The following is a 16,306-nucleotide window of genomic DNA, read 5'->3' on the forward strand; positions in this document are numbered from 1 at the left end:
TTTAGTAAGTTTCTTAATCTACGAAATTTTTTCGATTTTATGTGCTTTAAAATTAGACTCTACATTAGGAGGAATCAATATGGTATTTTTAGTGGCATACAAATCTGTTTGTGGATAGTCTTTATTATAGTGTAATCCACGACTTTCTTTACGTAGAAGAGCGCTCTGTATTACCATACCAGCAATGGCTATAATATTCCGCAATTCAATAGATGATTTAGTAGGTTTTAAAAAAAGAGTATTTATTTGTTGTGTCATTTCTTGTAATTGCTGCTTTGCATAATTAAGTCCTTTGTTAGTACGAACTATTCCTACGTAATCCCACATAATTTTTTGTATGCGGATGAGGAAATCTGAACAAGAAGATTGAGTAATTATGGGTACAGTAGCAGTGTGATTGATAGTTAGAAAACTTGTTTGTATATTGTTTTGCGAAGCATCACTAGCAACACGAAGAGCTTCTAAAATAGATTTTGCACTATTAGACGCGAATACAAGACATTCTAGCAATGAATTGCTAGCTATGCGATTAGCACCGTGTAGTCCCGTAAAAGCAACTTCACCGATAGCATAAAGATTAGGAATATCTGTTTTTCCTGATAAATCTGTGATAATTCCACCGCAAGTGTAATGGGCAGCTGGTACTACTGGTAAAGGTTCTTTTGTCATATCTAAACCAAACTTAAGACATGTAGTATAAATAGTTGGAAAAGTTCTTTTAATAAAACTGGCATGGCGGTGGCTGATATCTAAGTAGATAAAATTTAACTTATTTTTTTGTAATTCTGCATGTATAGCTCGAGACACAATATCTCTAGGAGCCATTTCTGCTCTCTTATCATAATTTAACATGAAACGTTTCCCGTTAGGGAGTAACAAATAACCACCTTCTCCACGGACAACTTCAGAAATTAAATAGTGATTAGAAGAAGGATAATAAAGACACGTTGGATGAAATTGATTGAATTCTAAATTCGCTATTCGACACCCCGCTCTCCAGGCCATTGCTATTCCATCACCACTAATACAACTAGAATTGCTAGTATGTAGATAGATAGAACTAGCTCCTCCAGTAGCAAGTACTGTACAGTAAGCAGTAAAAGCTAGATATGAATGTTTTTTAATATCATAAACTAAAGCTCCTCTGCATATTTTATTTTTAATCAACAAATCGACAGCTATATGATTAGTAAAAAAATCAATGTTGGGGTGTATAATCGCTTGTTCAACTAGAGTGTTTACAACTACTTCTCCAGTTTTATCTGCAACGTGTAGAATCCGACGTTGACTATGACCGCCTTCTTGGGTTAAGTGATATTTTTCTTTAGAGTCACCTGTAAATTGAACACCTTTTTGAATTAGCCATTCAATTATCAATTTGGCTTGAGATACAGTAGTGCGAACAGTGATAGGATCACACAAGCCACACCCTGCATTTAGTGTATCTTGCATATGCAATTCTACGCTATCGTTACTAATAGTCCCCATAACTGCAGCTATGCCACCTTGGGCTTGAGCAGAAGAAGAGCCTTCTGCTATTATTTCTTCTTTACTAAGAATAGCTATTCGGGCCTTATTAGCAAGGTTTACTGCAAGCCCCAGACCTGCAATCCCACTGCCAATGATTAGTACATCATATATAGGCATAGTTAAAATATATTTTTAATAATTTTAGAGAACAAAGTATATACCATAACTGTGCTTTAAAATTAACGGAATAAATGTATTTCTCTGGAAAAAGGATTTTATTTAATAACGCATTTTTATAACTTTTATTATGTTCATAAATCTTTATTTTATTATCTTCCATATACTTTGTTGTGCATCAAGAGAATATTGGAGTTGTAACTTTAGAGAATTAGATAATCCCTTATGTCTATCTTAGATTGTAGTGCTTATAGTGAGCTGCTATAACCCAAGCTACGCAAGCTGTTAATTTTTTTCCTGTAGAAATGTCTAAGCATTCATTAGGTCCGTGGGCATTAGATTTAGGTCCTAAAAGGCCAGTAATCATAAATTGAGTGTTTGGAAACATTTCGCCTAACATTTTCATAAAAGGAATAGTGCCACCTTCACCAAAATAAGCGGATGGTTTTCCAAAGAATTGCTGAGAAGCAGTTTTGCTAGCAACAGAAAGCCAATGACTTAATGAAGGAGATACCCAACCATTAGAAGAAAATTTTGGAGAAAAAGATATCTTTGCGTGGTAGGCGGGGTCTTTTTCTAAGGTATTTTTTAATACGATTGATGCTTTTTGGGCATCAATCGTTGGAGGAAGACGCATAGATAAAATTACTTTTAAAAAAGGTATAGAAACGTTTCCAGCGTTTTTTGCTGTTGGCAAACCATCAATTCCGATTATACTAAGTTGTGGACGCCAGGTTCTATTTAATAATAATTCCGTGACATTGTGGGTTATCGGTTCGACGTTGGGTAACAATGGTAAGATGCTTTGTATAGAGCTATTTCTTAAAGTTCTAGCCACTTTTTCCGCCTGTTCTTTATGGTAAGTAGGTATAGACACTTTAAGTTCTTTTAGAATCACAACTCCTGTAGTACTCTCTTCAATCCGATCTAAAAGCTGACGTAAAATAGAGAATGGTGAAGGAACAATACCACTTCCAGTTCCTGAATGAATACCGTTTTTCAGTACTTTAATTTTTAGTTCTCCTCCAATGAGTCCTCGTAGGGAAGTAGTACACCATAATTGATCGTAATTAATACATCCACTATCTAAACAAATAACGAGGCTAGGATTACCAATGCGATTATTTAAGTGCTTAAGGTAGTCAGGCAAATCTATACTGCCACTTTCTTCTGATCCTTCAATAATTATAATGCATCGTGCGTGTGGAATTCTGTATTGTTGTAAAGCAGCAATCGTAGTAAGTGAGGCAAATACAGCATATCCGTCATCGGCTCCTCCACGACCATATAATTTATTTCCTTTTAAAACAGGTTTCCAGGGTCCTAACCCTTTATTCCATCCAGCCATCTCGGGTTGTTTATCCATGTGACCATAGAGCAATACGGTTTCATCAATGGTTCCTGAAATTTCGATAAATAACAAAGGAGTACGTTTCGGTAACTGTATTATTTCTAATTGCATTCCTCGGATGGATTGTCGTTGACACCAGTGCATTAAAAGATTCATAGCTTCATCCATATAACCATGTATTTTCCAATTAGCGTCATAGGAAACTGATTTGTTAGGTATTTTAATATATTTCATCAATTGTGGAATGATATCGTTATCCCAAGTATTAGAAATTGTTTGATAAATTTCATGAATATAAGATTCAAAGTTATTACTTCTCATATAAATTCCTAGGTAAAAACTGTACTACATGATAGAAGAAAGTAGATGACTAGCACAAGATCCTTTACTTTAGTTTCAAAAGTGCTGATTGCACTATATAAGAAGTGCATATTGCATTTCTACAAGTGAGTAGATTATCTGTAACTTATTCTATAATAAATTGAGTTATTAATCATTTTCCATTTAGGACAACTGTATTTAGTGTTTTGCTACTTTAATACTTAACAATATGTCTATTATTATAAGTAAAATGTAATAGTCTTTATTCAAGAGAGAAAGCTTTCCTTATTTTTTAAACAAAATTGTATTGTTATATCAAAACTTGATATATTATTATGGTTTTGCTTTACGGTTTGATAATGTTTACTAAAGTCAGCCAAACAGTCGCTCAGTGAGTAAATCTGAGAGGAAAGTCCGGGCTCCATAGGACAGAGTGCCAGGTAACTCCTGGGAGGTGCAAACCTACGGAGAGTGCAATAGAAAGTATACCGCTGCTTATTTCAGTATAGTAAGAAAGCAGTAAGGGTGAAATGGTGTGGTAAGGGCACACCGCGTATCTGGTGACAGAAACGGCGATGGTAAACCCCACTCGGAGCAAAGCTAAATAGAAACCTTGTGTGGTCCGCACGCTGGTTTGGGTAAGCTGCTTGAGGTGTGTGGTGACACGCACCCTAGATAGATGACTGTTCACGACAGAACCCGGCTTATCGGCTGACTTTTGTCTGAGAATCAGTTATTTTGTGGTTTGTCTATATTATTGAATCATAGTCTTTATAGATTAAGATAATATGTCTGTTGTTGCATAATCGAAATGGATCTTAGTTTTATTTGCGATATAGTAGAGAACAAGTAGTTATTTCTTCGAGCATTGTGTTTATGAACTGACAAAGAGAAAAATAGATTAGGTTTAAAAAACTACTAATTTTTTGTTTAGATGAAAGGTTTGGTTAATAAACGGAATATCTGGCAATGTAAAAATTTTTGTGTTGCTTTTTAGAAAGTTTCATCTGTTTTGCGTTGATAAAAACTATTTGTTTTATAAAGTTGTTAAGTGTTTTTATATGATATGAAAATATATCATCATAGACCGGTTTTACTTAATGAAGTGACAGCGGCACTATTTATTCACCGAAATGGTTTATATGTTGATGCAACTTTTGGCAGAGGAGGACATAGTTTTAATGTGCTAAAAAGATTAGGACTTAAAGGCCACTTATTAGCAATGGACAAAGATCCTACAGCCATTGTTTCTGCAATTAATACTAATTTTTTTTTTCGTGACGAAAGATTTACTATTGTTCATGAAAGCTTTTCGAATCTAGAAAAGGTTATACGGAACTATGGATGGCATGGGAAAGTAGACGGGATTATTCTTGATCTTGGTGTTTCGTCACCACAATTAGATGATCCTAGGCGAGGTTTTGGTTTTATGAAAGATGGACCTTTAGATATGCGAATGAATGAAAAGCAAAAAATGAGTGCAACTACTTGGCTTAATCAAGCTAAAAAGAAAGATATTCGATATGTACTCTGGCATTACGGAGAAGAACGCTATGCCAGACGCATTGCGGAAGCGATCATTGAAGCGAGGAAAAAAAAATATATTACTCGTACATTACAATTGAGTGACATTATAGTAAAAGCTGTTCCTTGCTATGAAATAAAAAAACATCCGGCAACACGTACATTTCAAGCAATTAGAATTTTTATTAATCGTGAGTTAGATGAATTAAGTAAGTGTCTTCCTCAGTGCTTACAAGTATTAGCAATTCATGGAAGATTGTGTGTAATTAGTTTCCATTCATTGGAGGATCGAATTGTTAAATATTTTATCCAGCAAGAATCATCTGATTCTTTGCCGAGAGAACTACCTATTTTGGGACACGAAATAAAACAGCGCATAAGAATAGTAGGTAAGCTAATAAAACCTACCAAGATAGAGATTAGTAAAAATCCGAGAGCACGAAGTGCCCGATTGCGTGTTGTGGAAAAGTTAGTGTGATGAATACTATAACTCGTGTTTTTCTTAATAAGCATTTAAGAAAGCTGAATTATTTGTCCAGAGTAGTACAGAAAGAAGCATTGATAATCTCTTTAGTAATTGCTTTATTATGTTCAGCTTTTTGTGTTATTTATATCAAGGATCTTCATCGAGAACTATTTATACAGTATCAAATTTTACAGAATAGAACATTGGAAGCACAGGTTCAATGGAGAAAATTATTATTAGAGCAAAGTACTTTGTCCACGCAATTTCGAATCCAAAAAATAGCCACACAACGACTCGGGATGAAAATACCTACTGAAAAAGAGATAATTTTTATTAGTTGATAAATACTAAAATTAAAGTGTTTTTGAGTAATGCATGTGCAGAAAGCTTGTCGGTTTTTTGGATTGTGGTTTTTACTGTGTATTACAGTAATTGGATTGTTATGGCGTTTAATTGATTTAAATATCTTTTATCGATCTTTTTTATTGAAGCAAAGTAAGGCACGGACCTTTCGAGTGATTAAAATTCCGGTTTACCGAGGTATGATTACTGATCGACTAGGAACTCCTCTGGCTATTAGCGTTCCAGTCAATTCTGTTTGGGTTAATCCGCGATTATTTCAAGCAACATCTTCTCAATTGTCTGCGCTTTCATATTTTTTACACATGCCTGCGTTTCTTATTAAAACACGTATTCAAAAAGAGTTACGTCGTCAATTTATTTATTTAAAAAGGGATAATTCCTCTTATATTTCAAGAAAAATTCGACAATTAAATATTTCGGGTGTTTTTGTTCAACGTGAAAATAAACGCTATTATCCTGAAGGGGAGATAACAGCTCATGTAGTTGGATTTACTAATATTGATGATCAAGGACAAGAAGGTCTAGAATTAGCTTATAATCAATGGTTGTCAGGAAAATCAGGAAGAGCAGAAGTGGTTAAAGATCGCTTAGGTTATATAGTGACAGAAGATTGCTCTTTAATGAAACAACCTATACTGGGACATAATCTAATTTTGAGTTTGGATCATCGAATTCAATACGTAGCTTATCAAGCTTTAAAAGAAACGGTTTCTGCTTATCACGCAAAATCTGGTTCTGTGATAGTATTAAATGTAAAGAACGGAGAAATTTTAGCGATGGTTAATCAACCAAGTTACAATCCAAACAATCGACCGTTGCATTACAATAGCCATTATAGAAATCGCGCAGTAACCGATATGTTTGAACCTGGATCCGTAATTAAAGCTTTTACCGTTATATCGGCATTAGAAAATGGAAAATACACACCAAATACTAAAATAGATACTAATCCCGGATGGATGAAAATTGGTAATTATCGAATTAGTGATAATGGTTCAAATTTTGGTGTTATTTCACTGACACAATTATTACAGTATTCAAGTAATATTGCTGCAGCAAAGGTTTTGTTGTCACTTAAACCATCAAACTATTATTCTTTGTTACGCAAATTAGGATTTGGTCAACGTACCAGTAGCGGTTTTCCTGGAGAATCTTCTGGAAAACTCATTTCACATAATGTGTGGACACCTACTATGGTGGCAACATTAGGGTATGGTTATGGTATGGCAGTTACTGCTATTCAGTTGGCACAAGCTTATGCAATTCTAGGATCCGGAGGAATCAGCAGACCAATAACTTTTATAAAAATACAGCACACGCCTGTAATTGGTGTGCGTGTTTTGTCAGAAAGAATAGCAAAAGCGGTTATAGAAATGCTAAAAGCAGTAATAAAAAAAGGTGGTACAGGAACTCGAGCTGCTGTCCATGGGTATTGTGTAGCAGGTAAAACCGGAACTGCTTATATTTCTGGATTACATGGTTACGATAGACAGCATTATATAGCTTCTTTTGTCGGAATCGCACCAGCTGATAATCCTAAACTAGTAGTGGCTGTTGTTATTCGTGATCCTAAGGGTGAACATTTTGGGGGATTGATAGCGGCCCCATTATTTTCTAAAATTATGAGTAAAGTTCTATATTTTTTTGATGACTATTAAATTTTCCTCAGATTTCAAAGCAAGTAACGTTTCCTTTAGTAAACTATTAAAAGGATTTATCGATAATGGACTGTTATTACCTGACGTCTTAATTCGAGAACTTAAAACTGACAGTCGACAAGTGCAAGTAGGCGATCTTTTCATGGCTTATCCTGGATTTCACACGGATGGGCGGCTTTATATTAAGGAAGCGCTTAATAGAGGAGCAGCTGCTGTGCTTTATGATGATACTAGTAATTACAAACTTTCAATCAATAGTTCCGTTCCTCTAATTTCTATTGTAGGATTACGCAGTCGAATTGGTGAAATTGCAGCTCGTTTTTACGGATATCCAGCGAAATACTTGAAAATTATTGGTATAACAGGCACTAATGGGAAGACCTCATGCGCGCATTTTATTGCTCAATTATTACAATTTCAAAATGTATCGTGTGCTGTACTTAGCACTCTCGGTTATGGTTCTATCAATAGTTTAAAAAAGATAAATTGTACTACTCCAGATCCTTTGAAATTACAAAAAATTTTGGCGCATTTTCATAAATCAAAGATTAAAGTTGTTATTATAGAAGTTTCGTCTCATGCGTTAGATCAATGGAGAGTAAGCGGTATACGTTTTAGTATCGCTGTCTTTACTCAATTGTCTCGTGATCATTTAGACTATCATAAGAGTATGAAAAATTATGCTCGAGCAAAAGAATTGTTGTTTCAGCAAACCAATTTAAGTTTTGGAGTAATTAACTACGATGATGTATTCGGAAAATACCTTATTACGAAATACTATAAAAAACTAACGATAATTGGATATTCTATAAAAAAAGATGCAAAAGACGATCGTATTTCTCTTGTAATAGCCACAACTGTAAAAATGTTAACACAAGGTAATTTTTCGGTGACTGTGCAGACTCCTTGGGGAAGCGGTATATTAACTACTTCTCTCTATGGGCGATTTAATATTATTAATTTCTTAGCAGTCATTGGAGTGCTTGGATTATTTAATATACCTCTAAAAAAGGTACTTGTAGGATTATCGAAATTGAAAAATATTTCTGGCAGAATGCAAATAGTGAGACGCACTGGAAGTCCGCGAATAGTAATAGACTATGCACATACACCTCATGCTTTAAAAAATATATTAGTATCGTTGAGAGAATGTTGTAATGGTCAATTAATTTGTGTTTTTGGTTGTGGTGGAAATCGTGATCGCGGTAAACGATCACAAATGGGAGCTATTGCGGAACGCTACGCGGATCAGATTATTATTACTAATGACAATCCACGTAACGAATTGCCCTTGACAATTATTCAAGATATACAATTGGGATTTAAAAATCCTCAATCGATAATGATTGAAACCGATCGCACTCTCGCAATTCGTTCTGCTGTGCAAAAAGCTACAGTTAATGATATTGTTTTAATCGCAGGTAAAGGACATGAAACTACTCAGATTATTGATAAGAAGGTTTTTCCTTTTAACGATTTGCAAAAGGTAAAGGAAGCGTTAGTTTATGAAACTTTCACAAGTCGTTCAAAAACTTGACGCAAAATTTAGAGGGAAAGATAGGGATTTTAAATATATTAGTATTGACACTCGTACCATGAAACCGGGAAGCCTTTTTATTGCTTTAAAAGGCCCGCGTTTTGATGCCCATGATTTCATACAGTTAGCGTTAGAGCGAGGAGCCGTTGGAGCCATTGTTAGTCGTTGGGTAACGGTTCCTTTGTCGCAAATTTTTGTCAATAATACTCATACTGCTCTCATGCAATTAGCGAATTATCAACGTAATAAAGTAAAAAAAACGACAATTGTTGCGGTAACTGGTAGTTGTGGTAAAACAACTACTAAGGTGCTGATCTCTAATATTCTTTCCCAAAAAGGCAATGTATTAACCAGCGACGGTAACTTTAATAATAGTATTGGGTTATCCATAACATTGTTGAATTTACATACCAAACATAAGTATGCTGTGGTAGAGCTAGGGGCAAGTCGTCCTGAGGAAATTTCTCGGTTGGCGCGGATAACAAAACCTAATATTGCTATTGTTACTAATGCTGGTTTAGCACACCTAGAAGGATTTAATAATATTGAAGGAGTAGCAAAAGCTAAGGGGGAAATTTATCAAGAATTATCGCTTAATCAAATTGCTATTGTTAATAACGATGATCCTTTTGCAAATTTCTGGAAAAAAATAATAAGTACACGGAGAATCATTACTTTTTCTTGTAATGATAAAGCTGATGTTACTGCAAAAAATATTTCAGTAAATTTTAAAGGTTATCCAAATTTTCGCTTGATATTACCAAATGGAGAAACTGATATTATTCAACTTTCCCTTTTAGGGAGACATAATATAACAAATGCATTAGCAGCAGCAGCCGTTGCTTGTGTCGAAAATTTTTCGATTACTACAATAAAATTCGGTTTAGAAAACACTATCGCAGTTAATAGACGATTAGTTTCTTTGAAAGGATATCGAGGAGCTACTATTATCGATGATAGTTATAATGCAAATCCGTTATCAGTATCTTCTGCTATTGATGTGTTATCCACTTTTCATAAGTGTCGTTTAATTTTAGTTTTAGGAGATATGCAGGAATTAGGAGATGAGAAAAATCGATTACATTGTTATGTAGGCAAAAAAGCGTTTCAATCTGGTGTTCATGAATTATTTTGTTATGGATTACTCACCCGATATGCTGCTAAAACTTTTGGTGATCATGCGTATTATTTTAATGATCAAAAAGCATTGTTAACTGTATTAAAAGATCATTTGGACAAAAACACAGTTGTATTAGTAAAAGGTTCTTTTTCTATGAATATGGGAAAAATTGTGGATGAACTTATTGGAAAATAAGAATGTTTCTTTGGCTTATCAGATTTTTACACTATCATTTTAATGATTGTTGTGTTTTTAATTGTGTCATATTTCGTTCTATTGTAAGCGGTTTAACCGCACTGGTTATTACTTTTATTTCATGTCCGTATTTAATAGAAAAATTTAAAAAATTGCAAATTAATCAAACGATAAGAGATAGCGGGCCTCAGACACACTCAAAAAAATCTGGAACTCCTACTATGGGTGGTATTCTTATTATATTGGCTATTATGATCAGCACTGTATTATGGGGAAATCTTACTAATAGGTTTATATGGATTATTTTATTGATTGCAATAATCTTTGGATCTATAGGATGTGTTGATGATTATTATAAAGTGATTAAAAAGAATAGTAGTAATGGATTATCTATACGCCTAAAATATCTTCTACAATCTTTGGCTAGTTTTGTAGCGGCGATTTATTTCTACTTAACATCTACAAGTCCTAGTGATACTCAATTAATCGTTCCGTTCTTAAAAAATGTATCGTTCCATTTAGGATTTCTTTATATTTTTCTCGTCTATTTTGTGGTCATAGGGAGCAGTAATGCCGTAAATTTAACCGATGGATTAGATGGTTTAGCTCTCATGCCTGTTATAATGATTAGTGGTGCATTGGGAGTTTTCGCTTACTCCAGTGGAAACCGTGTTTTTGCGGAGTATGTATCGATTCCCTACATTCCTGGAATTGATGAAATCGTTGTTTTTTGCAGCGCCTTAGTAGGCGGGGGTTTGGGATTTTTATGGTACAATGCTTATCCTGCTCAGGTTTTTATGGGGGATGTAGGTTCATTAGGATTGGGTGCTGCTTTAGGAGTGATTGCGGTCTTGCTTCTTCAAGAGATAGTATATTTTTTCATGTCAGGAGTTTTTGTTTTTGAAACTTTGTCTGTTATCATCCAAGTTGGTTATTTTAAACTATCAGGCGGTAATCGAGCTTTTCGGATGGCACCATTGCATCATCATTTCGAATTAAAGGGTTTGTCCGAACCTAAAATCATTATTCGATTTTGGATTATTACTTTTATTTTAGTGATATTTGGATTGACCACTTTAAAATTGAGATAATATGTCATTAGATAAAAAATTAACTGTTATTGTAGGTTTAGGTAAAACAGGATTTTCATGCGCTAAATTTTTGGCAGAGAGAAATCAATCCTTTGCAATCACCGATCATCGAAAAGAACCTCCGCAGTTAGAGAAACTTGTACGATTTTATCCTCGTACAGAATTAGCGTTGGGCAAATTGTCGGAAAATTTATTATGCAAAGCAAAACAAATTATATTAAGTCCTGGTGTACCTCTCAGCGAGCCAATTATCGCTAAACAAATAGCGATGGGTAAGCCTGTCATTAGTGACATTGAGCTGTTTGCTCAAGTAACTAAAAAACCTATCGTCGCTATCACTGGTTCTAATGGGAAAACTACAGTAACAACAATTATTGAGTTAATGATGAAACTTTCGGGGATCAATGCTATTACTTGCGGGAATATTGGACGTCCAGTATTGCAACAAATTTACCTTGATCCTGAATATTATGTTTTAGAGTTATCCAGTTTTCAATTAGAGACAACTTTTTCTCTAAAACCTTATGTTGCAACAATATTAAACATTAGCGAAGATCACATGGATCGATATGTTAGTTTGGCAGAATATATTCGAGCTAAACAGCGTATTTATAATTCTTGTGCAATACCTGTTATTAATGCAGACGCATCAAATATTTATAAAAATTTTTCATTTAAAAAAAGACTGTTATCCTTTGGGTTTTGGAATCGTGCGGATTTTTCATTAGTATCGTATAAGGGGAGTATTTTCATTGCATATCGTGGCCATAAGGTTTTGTCTGTCAAAGAATTAAAGCTGCATGCTAATCATAATATCCAAAACGCATTAGCCGCTTTAGCATTAGGAACAGCAGTAGATATACCTATAGACATTATGTGTAAAGTTTTACGTAACTTCACAGGTATCCAGCATTGTTGTCAATGGGTGCGAAAGTATAAAGGTGTAGATTATTATAATGATTCAAAAGGAACTAATGTTAGCGCAACTCAAGCTGCAATTGTAAGTTTAGGAAATGCTATGAAAGGAAAATTGATTTTAATTGCGGGAGGAAAGGGGAAAGGAGCAGATTTTTTTGCTTTAAAAAGTGTAGTTAAACGTTATGTGAAGCAAGTTGTTTTAATTGGAGAAGACACGCCAAGATTAGAAAGCGCCCTACATGGCTGCACAAAAATTTTGCGTGCTTTTTCTATGGAAGAAGCTGTAAAGCGGTCCTCAGATGTTGCGCAACCAGGTGAAGGTGTTTTGTTATCTCCTGCTTGTGCTAGTTACGATATGTTTAAAAACTATGCGCACCGAGGTAACGTATTTTCTAAAATTGTGAAAGAACTTTAATGCGACAAAAATTAAAAGTTTTATGGATTTATGATCGTTGGATTATTATTTCTACTTTGTTTTTACTGGCATTAGGTTTACTTATGGTGGCTTCGGCCTCTATGGTTATTTCAGATTGGCGATTTAGTCATCCTTTCCATTACTTTATTCATCAGCTAACCTATCTAATTATAGGTTTATTAATAATTATTATAGTTTCTTATGTACCCATTAAAGTTTTACAGAAATACAGTAGTAATTTACTTTTATTGAGTTTTCTGTTGTTGATAATGGTCTTATTTCCAAGAATTGGTAGAACAGTCAACGGGAGCAGACGTTGGATCCAGTTAGGATTTTTTTCTTTACAAGTTTCAGAAGTCGTAAAATTAGCAGCAATTTTATATTTAGCAAATTATCTAAATCGTTATCAAAACATAGTATGTAGTCAAGAGCTTAAAGGATTTTTAAAGCCAATAATACTTTTAACATTTTTAACTATTTTATTGTTATTGGAACCAGATTTTGGATCTGTTGTTGTTATTACCATGATATACATGGCTCTTTTATTTCTCAGTGGTATGCGTTTATGGCCTTTTTTTATATTATTATTTTTAGTAATAATTTCTTTAATTGCTTTAGTGGTTTTATCTCACTATCGATTACGACGATTAACGGCTTTTCTACATCCTTGGAATAATGCGTTTGGTTCAGGCTATCAATTAACACAATCTTTAATTGCATTTGGACGTGGAGGTCTATTTGGAGTGGGATTAGGCAATGGTATACAGAAATTATTTTATTTACCAGAAGCGTATACAGATTTTTTATTTGCAGTACTTGCTGAGGAATTAGGTTTAATTGGGGAGCTGTTATTATTTATTTTATTTATTATTTTAATTGTTCGAATTTTTATAATTGGACGCCTTTCTGAAATAAATAATCAGTTGTTTTCAGCTTATGTTTCTTATGGATTTGCTTTATGGTTCTGGTTGCAGATATTAATTAATATTGGAGTTAATGTAGGAGTGTTACCTATCAAAGGTTTGACTTTACCTCTTATCAGTTACGGAGGAAGTAGTATGCTAATTAGTTGTTTGGTTGTTGGAATTTTATTAAGAATTTCTCGTGAAACACAACAAGAACACAATGAAAAGAAAAAACGATTCCGCCTAACCAATTATTAGTATTTTAACATTGCAGTTTGTTGTAAGAACGAAATAAATTCTTTTTAGATATTATAAAATAATGAAGCGAATATTAATTATATCTGGAGGTACAGGAGGACATATTTTCCCTGCTCTCGAGGTGGCGCGTGCACTACAATATCAAGGTATAGAAATCTATTGGTTAGGGACTACAAATGGTTTAGAAAAGAAGCTGGTTGCTCACGAGTTTCCACTAAATTTGATTAAAATCAAATCATGTCGAAAAGAGGGATTAATGAAAAAAATTCTTATGCTTTTTCCTTTGATAAAAGTAATATTTCAATCTTATTTAATGATACGAAAAATGAAACCAAAAATGGTTTTAGGCATGGGAGGATGTGTATCAGGACCTGTGGGATTTGCTGCGTGGCTGCATCGCATACCCATAGTTATTCATGAACAAAATGTAGTAGCAGGATTAACTAATCGGTTATTAGCGAAAATAGCTAAATCCATCTTGCAAGCTTTTCCCGGCACTTTTTCTTGTAGAAAAAATGTAAGCACTACTGGAAATCCTATTCGAGCTGAATTAATTCATACGCCTTTACCGCGGGAACGTTTAATGGATCGAACAGGACCCTTACGAGTGTTAATTTTAGGAGGTAGCCAAGGCGCCCATTCAATTAATCAAAAAATAATGATAGCCTTAAGAAATTATCCTCATCCAGAGAAACTTGCGATTTGGCACCAAACCGGACTATCTGATTTCAAGTGGGTTAAAGGGTTTTATGAAATTTTTTCTTTTGAGGTACGAGTTGATGTGTTTATTGATGAGATAACTAAAGCTTACACATGGGCTGATTTAATTATTTGTCGTGCAGGTGCCTTAACAGTAAGTGAAATTACAGCGGTCGGTATAGCTAGTATTGTTATTCCTTATCCTTATTCTACAGATAATCATCAATTTTATAATGGTCGATTCTTAGAGAAGAAAGGAGCCGCTATTGTTATTCCGGAAAAATTATTAACGGTAAAGTGTTTAGTTAATTATCTTAAGCAATTCATTAAGGATAGAAGTCGTTTATTGATAATGGCGGAACGTGCTCGCAGTTTAGCAAAATCAGGAGCTATACAACGCGTTGTCGATGAATGTAAGAGAATGTTATGATATTAGGTGGTAAAATAGTTAAATCTATTCATTGTGTAGGAATTGGTGGAATTGGCATCAGTGCTCTTGCAGAGATTTTATTAAAAAAGGGATATCGTATTAGTGGATCCGATATTGCTCCCAATAAGAATACTGAGAGGCTATGTCGCTTAGGAGCTGACATTACTTTTCATCATAATAGTAATGCTATTATAAAAGCTGACTGTGCTGTCTATTCAAGCGCGATTTCACTAAATAATCCAGAATGCGTTGCTGCTCAACAAATAAACATTCCTCTTTTAAAGAGAGGTCAAATGTTATCTAAAATGACAAAATCCTATCAGTCGATAGCAGTATCTGGTTCTCATGGTAAAACTACTACTAGCGCCCTGTTATCTAAAGTTTTTATTACAGCTGGTTTAGATCCGACATGCGTCATTGGGGGTTTTTTAAAAGATATCCAAGTGTCCGCTCGATTAGGAAGTGGACCTTATTTTATTGCTGAAGTTGACGAAAGTGATGCATCTCTTCTATATATGCGACCTAATATTGGGATAATAACAAATATTGATTCTGATCATCTGAGTACTTACGAAGGAGATTTTAATCTCTTAAAGAAAACTTATGTAGAATTTATTCATCAAATTTCTAAAGAAGGGGTGGTTATTTTATGTATAGACGATCCTATATTAAATGAATTGATCCCGACTCTATCCAAAAGAGTAATTACTTATGGATTTTCTTTAAAAGCTGATTATCGAGCGGATTATTATTTACAACGGGGTTTACGCAGCTATTTTCGTGTTTATCGTTCGTCGAAAGACAGAGCGTTGCCTTTATCTGTTGAAATTAATTTAGTAGGCTATCATAATGTTCTTAATACGCTGGCGGTTATAGCTGTTAGTGAATGGATAGGGATAGATGAAAAAAAACTGTTACAATCTTTGATGCAGTTTTCTGGAGTAGAGCGTCGATTTGATGTCAAAGGCAATATGCTATTATCGAACGGCCAAGCAATTATAGTGGAAGATTATGGACATCATCCTAATGAAATTAGGGCAACTTTATCAGCAGCAAGAGCTGTATGGCCTGATGGACGAAGAGTTGTTCTTGTTTTTCAACCCCACCGTTACAGTCGAACACAAGTATTATTGAATGATTTCGCTTCAGTTTTGATAGAGTCTGATTTATTGATATTACTTGAAGTCTATAGTGCAGGTGAAGCTTTTCTTCCCAAAGCCGATGGAAAAACGTTATTAAAAGTTATTAGAAGTAAAACTGATAAAAAAATTTTTTTTGTTTCAGAATTACGGGATTTACCGAGTATGTTGCGAAAATTAGTACGACCAAACGATGTAATTATTTTACAAGGTGCAGGTAATATAGGATCTATTGCAGTAGATTTAATTAGAAGTTCATAATATATTCA

General features: G+C 34.3%; 12 protein-coding genes and 1 other RNA gene. 11 read left to right on the top strand and 2 right to left on the bottom strand.

What is annotated here, in order from left to right:
• Window positions 1-18 precede the first annotated feature (18 nt).
• The gene (nadB, locus tag Z664_RS01330; RefSeq protein ID WP_039669917.1) at window positions 19-1,647 is read right to left on the bottom strand and encodes an L-aspartate oxidase; all 1,629 of its coding nucleotides are present in this window, start codon (window positions 1,645-1,647) and stop codon (window positions 19-21) included.
• Between the two features lie 229 nt (window positions 1,648-1,876).
• Complete coding sequence (locus tag Z664_RS01335; protein ID WP_052246327.1) at window positions 1,877-3,319, bottom strand: M20/M25/M40 family metallo-hydrolase; 1,443 nt, start codon at window positions 3,317-3,319, stop codon at window positions 1,877-1,879.
• 368 nt (window positions 3,320-3,687) lie between these two features.
• On the opposite strand from Z664_RS01335, the gene rnpB reads away from it, so the two are divergent.
• From rnpB to murC, 11 genes are all read left to right on the top strand, one after another.
• Window positions 3,688-4,042: RNase P RNA component class A (gene rnpB, locus Z664_RS03040), an RNA gene on the top strand.
• A 343-nt stretch (window positions 4,043-4,385) separates the two neighbouring features.
• On the top strand, window positions 4,386-5,321 hold the full coding sequence (gene rsmH / locus Z664_RS01340) for a 16S rRNA (cytosine(1402)-N(4))-methyltransferase RsmH (protein ID WP_039670216.1): 936 nt from the start codon (window positions 4,386-4,388) through the stop codon (window positions 5,319-5,321).
• Complete coding sequence (gene ftsL / locus Z664_RS01345) at window positions 5,321-5,650, top strand: cell division protein FtsL (RefSeq protein ID WP_039669918.1); 330 nt, start codon at window positions 5,321-5,323, stop codon at window positions 5,648-5,650. The genes rsmH and ftsL overlap by 1 nt, the downstream gene beginning before the upstream one ends.
• Window positions 5,651-5,680: 30 nt before the next feature.
• A complete protein-coding gene (locus Z664_RS01350) occupies window positions 5,681-7,330 on the top strand; it encodes a peptidoglycan D,D-transpeptidase FtsI family protein (protein ID WP_052246328.1) in 1,650 nt (549 codons plus the stop codon).
• The gene (locus Z664_RS01355; RefSeq protein WP_084588727.1) at window positions 7,320-8,867 is read left to right on the top strand and encodes a UDP-N-acetylmuramoyl-L-alanyl-D-glutamate--2,6-diaminopimelate ligase; all 1,548 of its coding nucleotides are present in this window, start codon (window positions 7,320-7,322) and stop codon (window positions 8,865-8,867) included. Before Z664_RS01350 ends, Z664_RS01355 begins: the two co-directional genes overlap by 11 nt.
• Window positions 8,836-10,182: a UDP-N-acetylmuramoyl-tripeptide--D-alanyl-D-alanine ligase gene (locus Z664_RS01360; protein ID WP_039669919.1), complete on the top strand. Its 1,347-nt coding sequence runs from the start codon at window positions 8,836-8,838 to the stop codon at window positions 10,180-10,182. Before Z664_RS01355 ends, Z664_RS01360 begins: the two co-directional genes overlap by 32 nt.
• A 2-nt stretch (window positions 10,183-10,184) precedes the next feature.
• Window positions 10,185-11,273: a phospho-N-acetylmuramoyl-pentapeptide-transferase gene (gene mraY / locus Z664_RS01365; RefSeq protein WP_039669920.1), complete on the top strand. Its 1,089-nt coding sequence runs from the start codon at window positions 10,185-10,187 to the stop codon at window positions 11,271-11,273.
• A 1-nt stretch (window position 11,274) separates the two neighbouring features.
• Window positions 11,275-12,606: a UDP-N-acetylmuramoyl-L-alanine--D-glutamate ligase gene (murD, locus tag Z664_RS01370; protein ID WP_039669921.1), complete on the top strand. Its 1,332-nt coding sequence runs from the start codon at window positions 11,275-11,277 to the stop codon at window positions 12,604-12,606.
• Entirely contained in the window at window positions 12,606-13,769 is a 1,164-nt protein-coding gene (ftsW, locus tag Z664_RS01375) for a putative lipid II flippase FtsW (protein WP_052246329.1), read from the top strand. Before murD ends, ftsW begins: the two co-directional genes overlap by 1 nt.
• Before the next feature lie 61 nt (window positions 13,770-13,830).
• Window positions 13,831-14,898: an undecaprenyldiphospho-muramoylpentapeptide beta-N-acetylglucosaminyltransferase gene (murG, locus tag Z664_RS01380; RefSeq protein WP_039669922.1), complete on the top strand. Its 1,068-nt coding sequence runs from the start codon at window positions 13,831-13,833 to the stop codon at window positions 14,896-14,898.
• Window positions 14,895-16,298, top strand: coding sequence for a UDP-N-acetylmuramate--L-alanine ligase (gene murC / locus Z664_RS01385; RefSeq protein ID WP_039669923.1), 1,404 nt, complete (start codon window positions 14,895-14,897; stop codon window positions 16,296-16,298). The genes murG and murC overlap by 4 nt, the downstream gene beginning before the upstream one ends.
• Window positions 16,299-16,306: the final 8 nt, after the last annotated feature.

This window comes from Coxiella endosymbiont of Amblyomma americanum (assembly GCF_000815025.1).
In the GTDB taxonomy this organism is placed as follows: Bacteria; Pseudomonadota; Gammaproteobacteria; order Coxiellales; family Coxiellaceae; genus Coxiella.

Excerpts from the sequence above, each read along its gene's own strand:
- nadB (WP_039669917.1), bottom strand. The coding sequence starts at position 1,647 with ATGCCTATATATGATGTACTAATCATTGGCAGTGGGATTGCAGGTCTG.
- Z664_RS01335 (WP_052246327.1), bottom strand. The coding sequence starts at position 3,319 with ATGAGAAGTAATAACTTTGAATCTTATATTCATGAAATTTATCAAACA.
- rsmH (WP_039670216.1), top strand. The coding sequence starts at position 4,386 with ATGAAAATATATCATCATAGACCGGTTTTACTTAATGAAGTGACAGCG.
- ftsL (WP_039669918.1), top strand. The coding sequence starts at position 5,321 with ATGAATACTATAACTCGTGTTTTTCTTAATAAGCATTTAAGAAAGCTG.
- Z664_RS01350 (WP_052246328.1), top strand. The coding sequence starts at position 5,681 with ATGCATGTGCAGAAAGCTTGTCGGTTTTTTGGATTGTGGTTTTTACTG.
- Z664_RS01355 (WP_084588727.1), top strand. The coding sequence starts at position 7,320 with ATGACTATTAAATTTTCCTCAGATTTCAAAGCAAGTAACGTTTCCTTT.
- Z664_RS01360 (WP_039669919.1), top strand. The coding sequence starts at position 8,836 with ATGAAACTTTCACAAGTCGTTCAAAAACTTGACGCAAAATTTAGAGGG.
- mraY (WP_039669920.1), top strand. The coding sequence starts at position 10,185 with ATGTTTCTTTGGCTTATCAGATTTTTACACTATCATTTTAATGATTGT.
- murD (WP_039669921.1), top strand. The coding sequence starts at position 11,275 with ATGTCATTAGATAAAAAATTAACTGTTATTGTAGGTTTAGGTAAAACA.
- ftsW (WP_052246329.1), top strand. The coding sequence starts at position 12,606 with ATGCGACAAAAATTAAAAGTTTTATGGATTTATGATCGTTGGATTATT.
- murG (WP_039669922.1), top strand. The coding sequence starts at position 13,831 with ATGAAGCGAATATTAATTATATCTGGAGGTACAGGAGGACATATTTTC.
- murC (WP_039669923.1), top strand. The coding sequence starts at position 14,895 with ATGATATTAGGTGGTAAAATAGTTAAATCTATTCATTGTGTAGGAATT.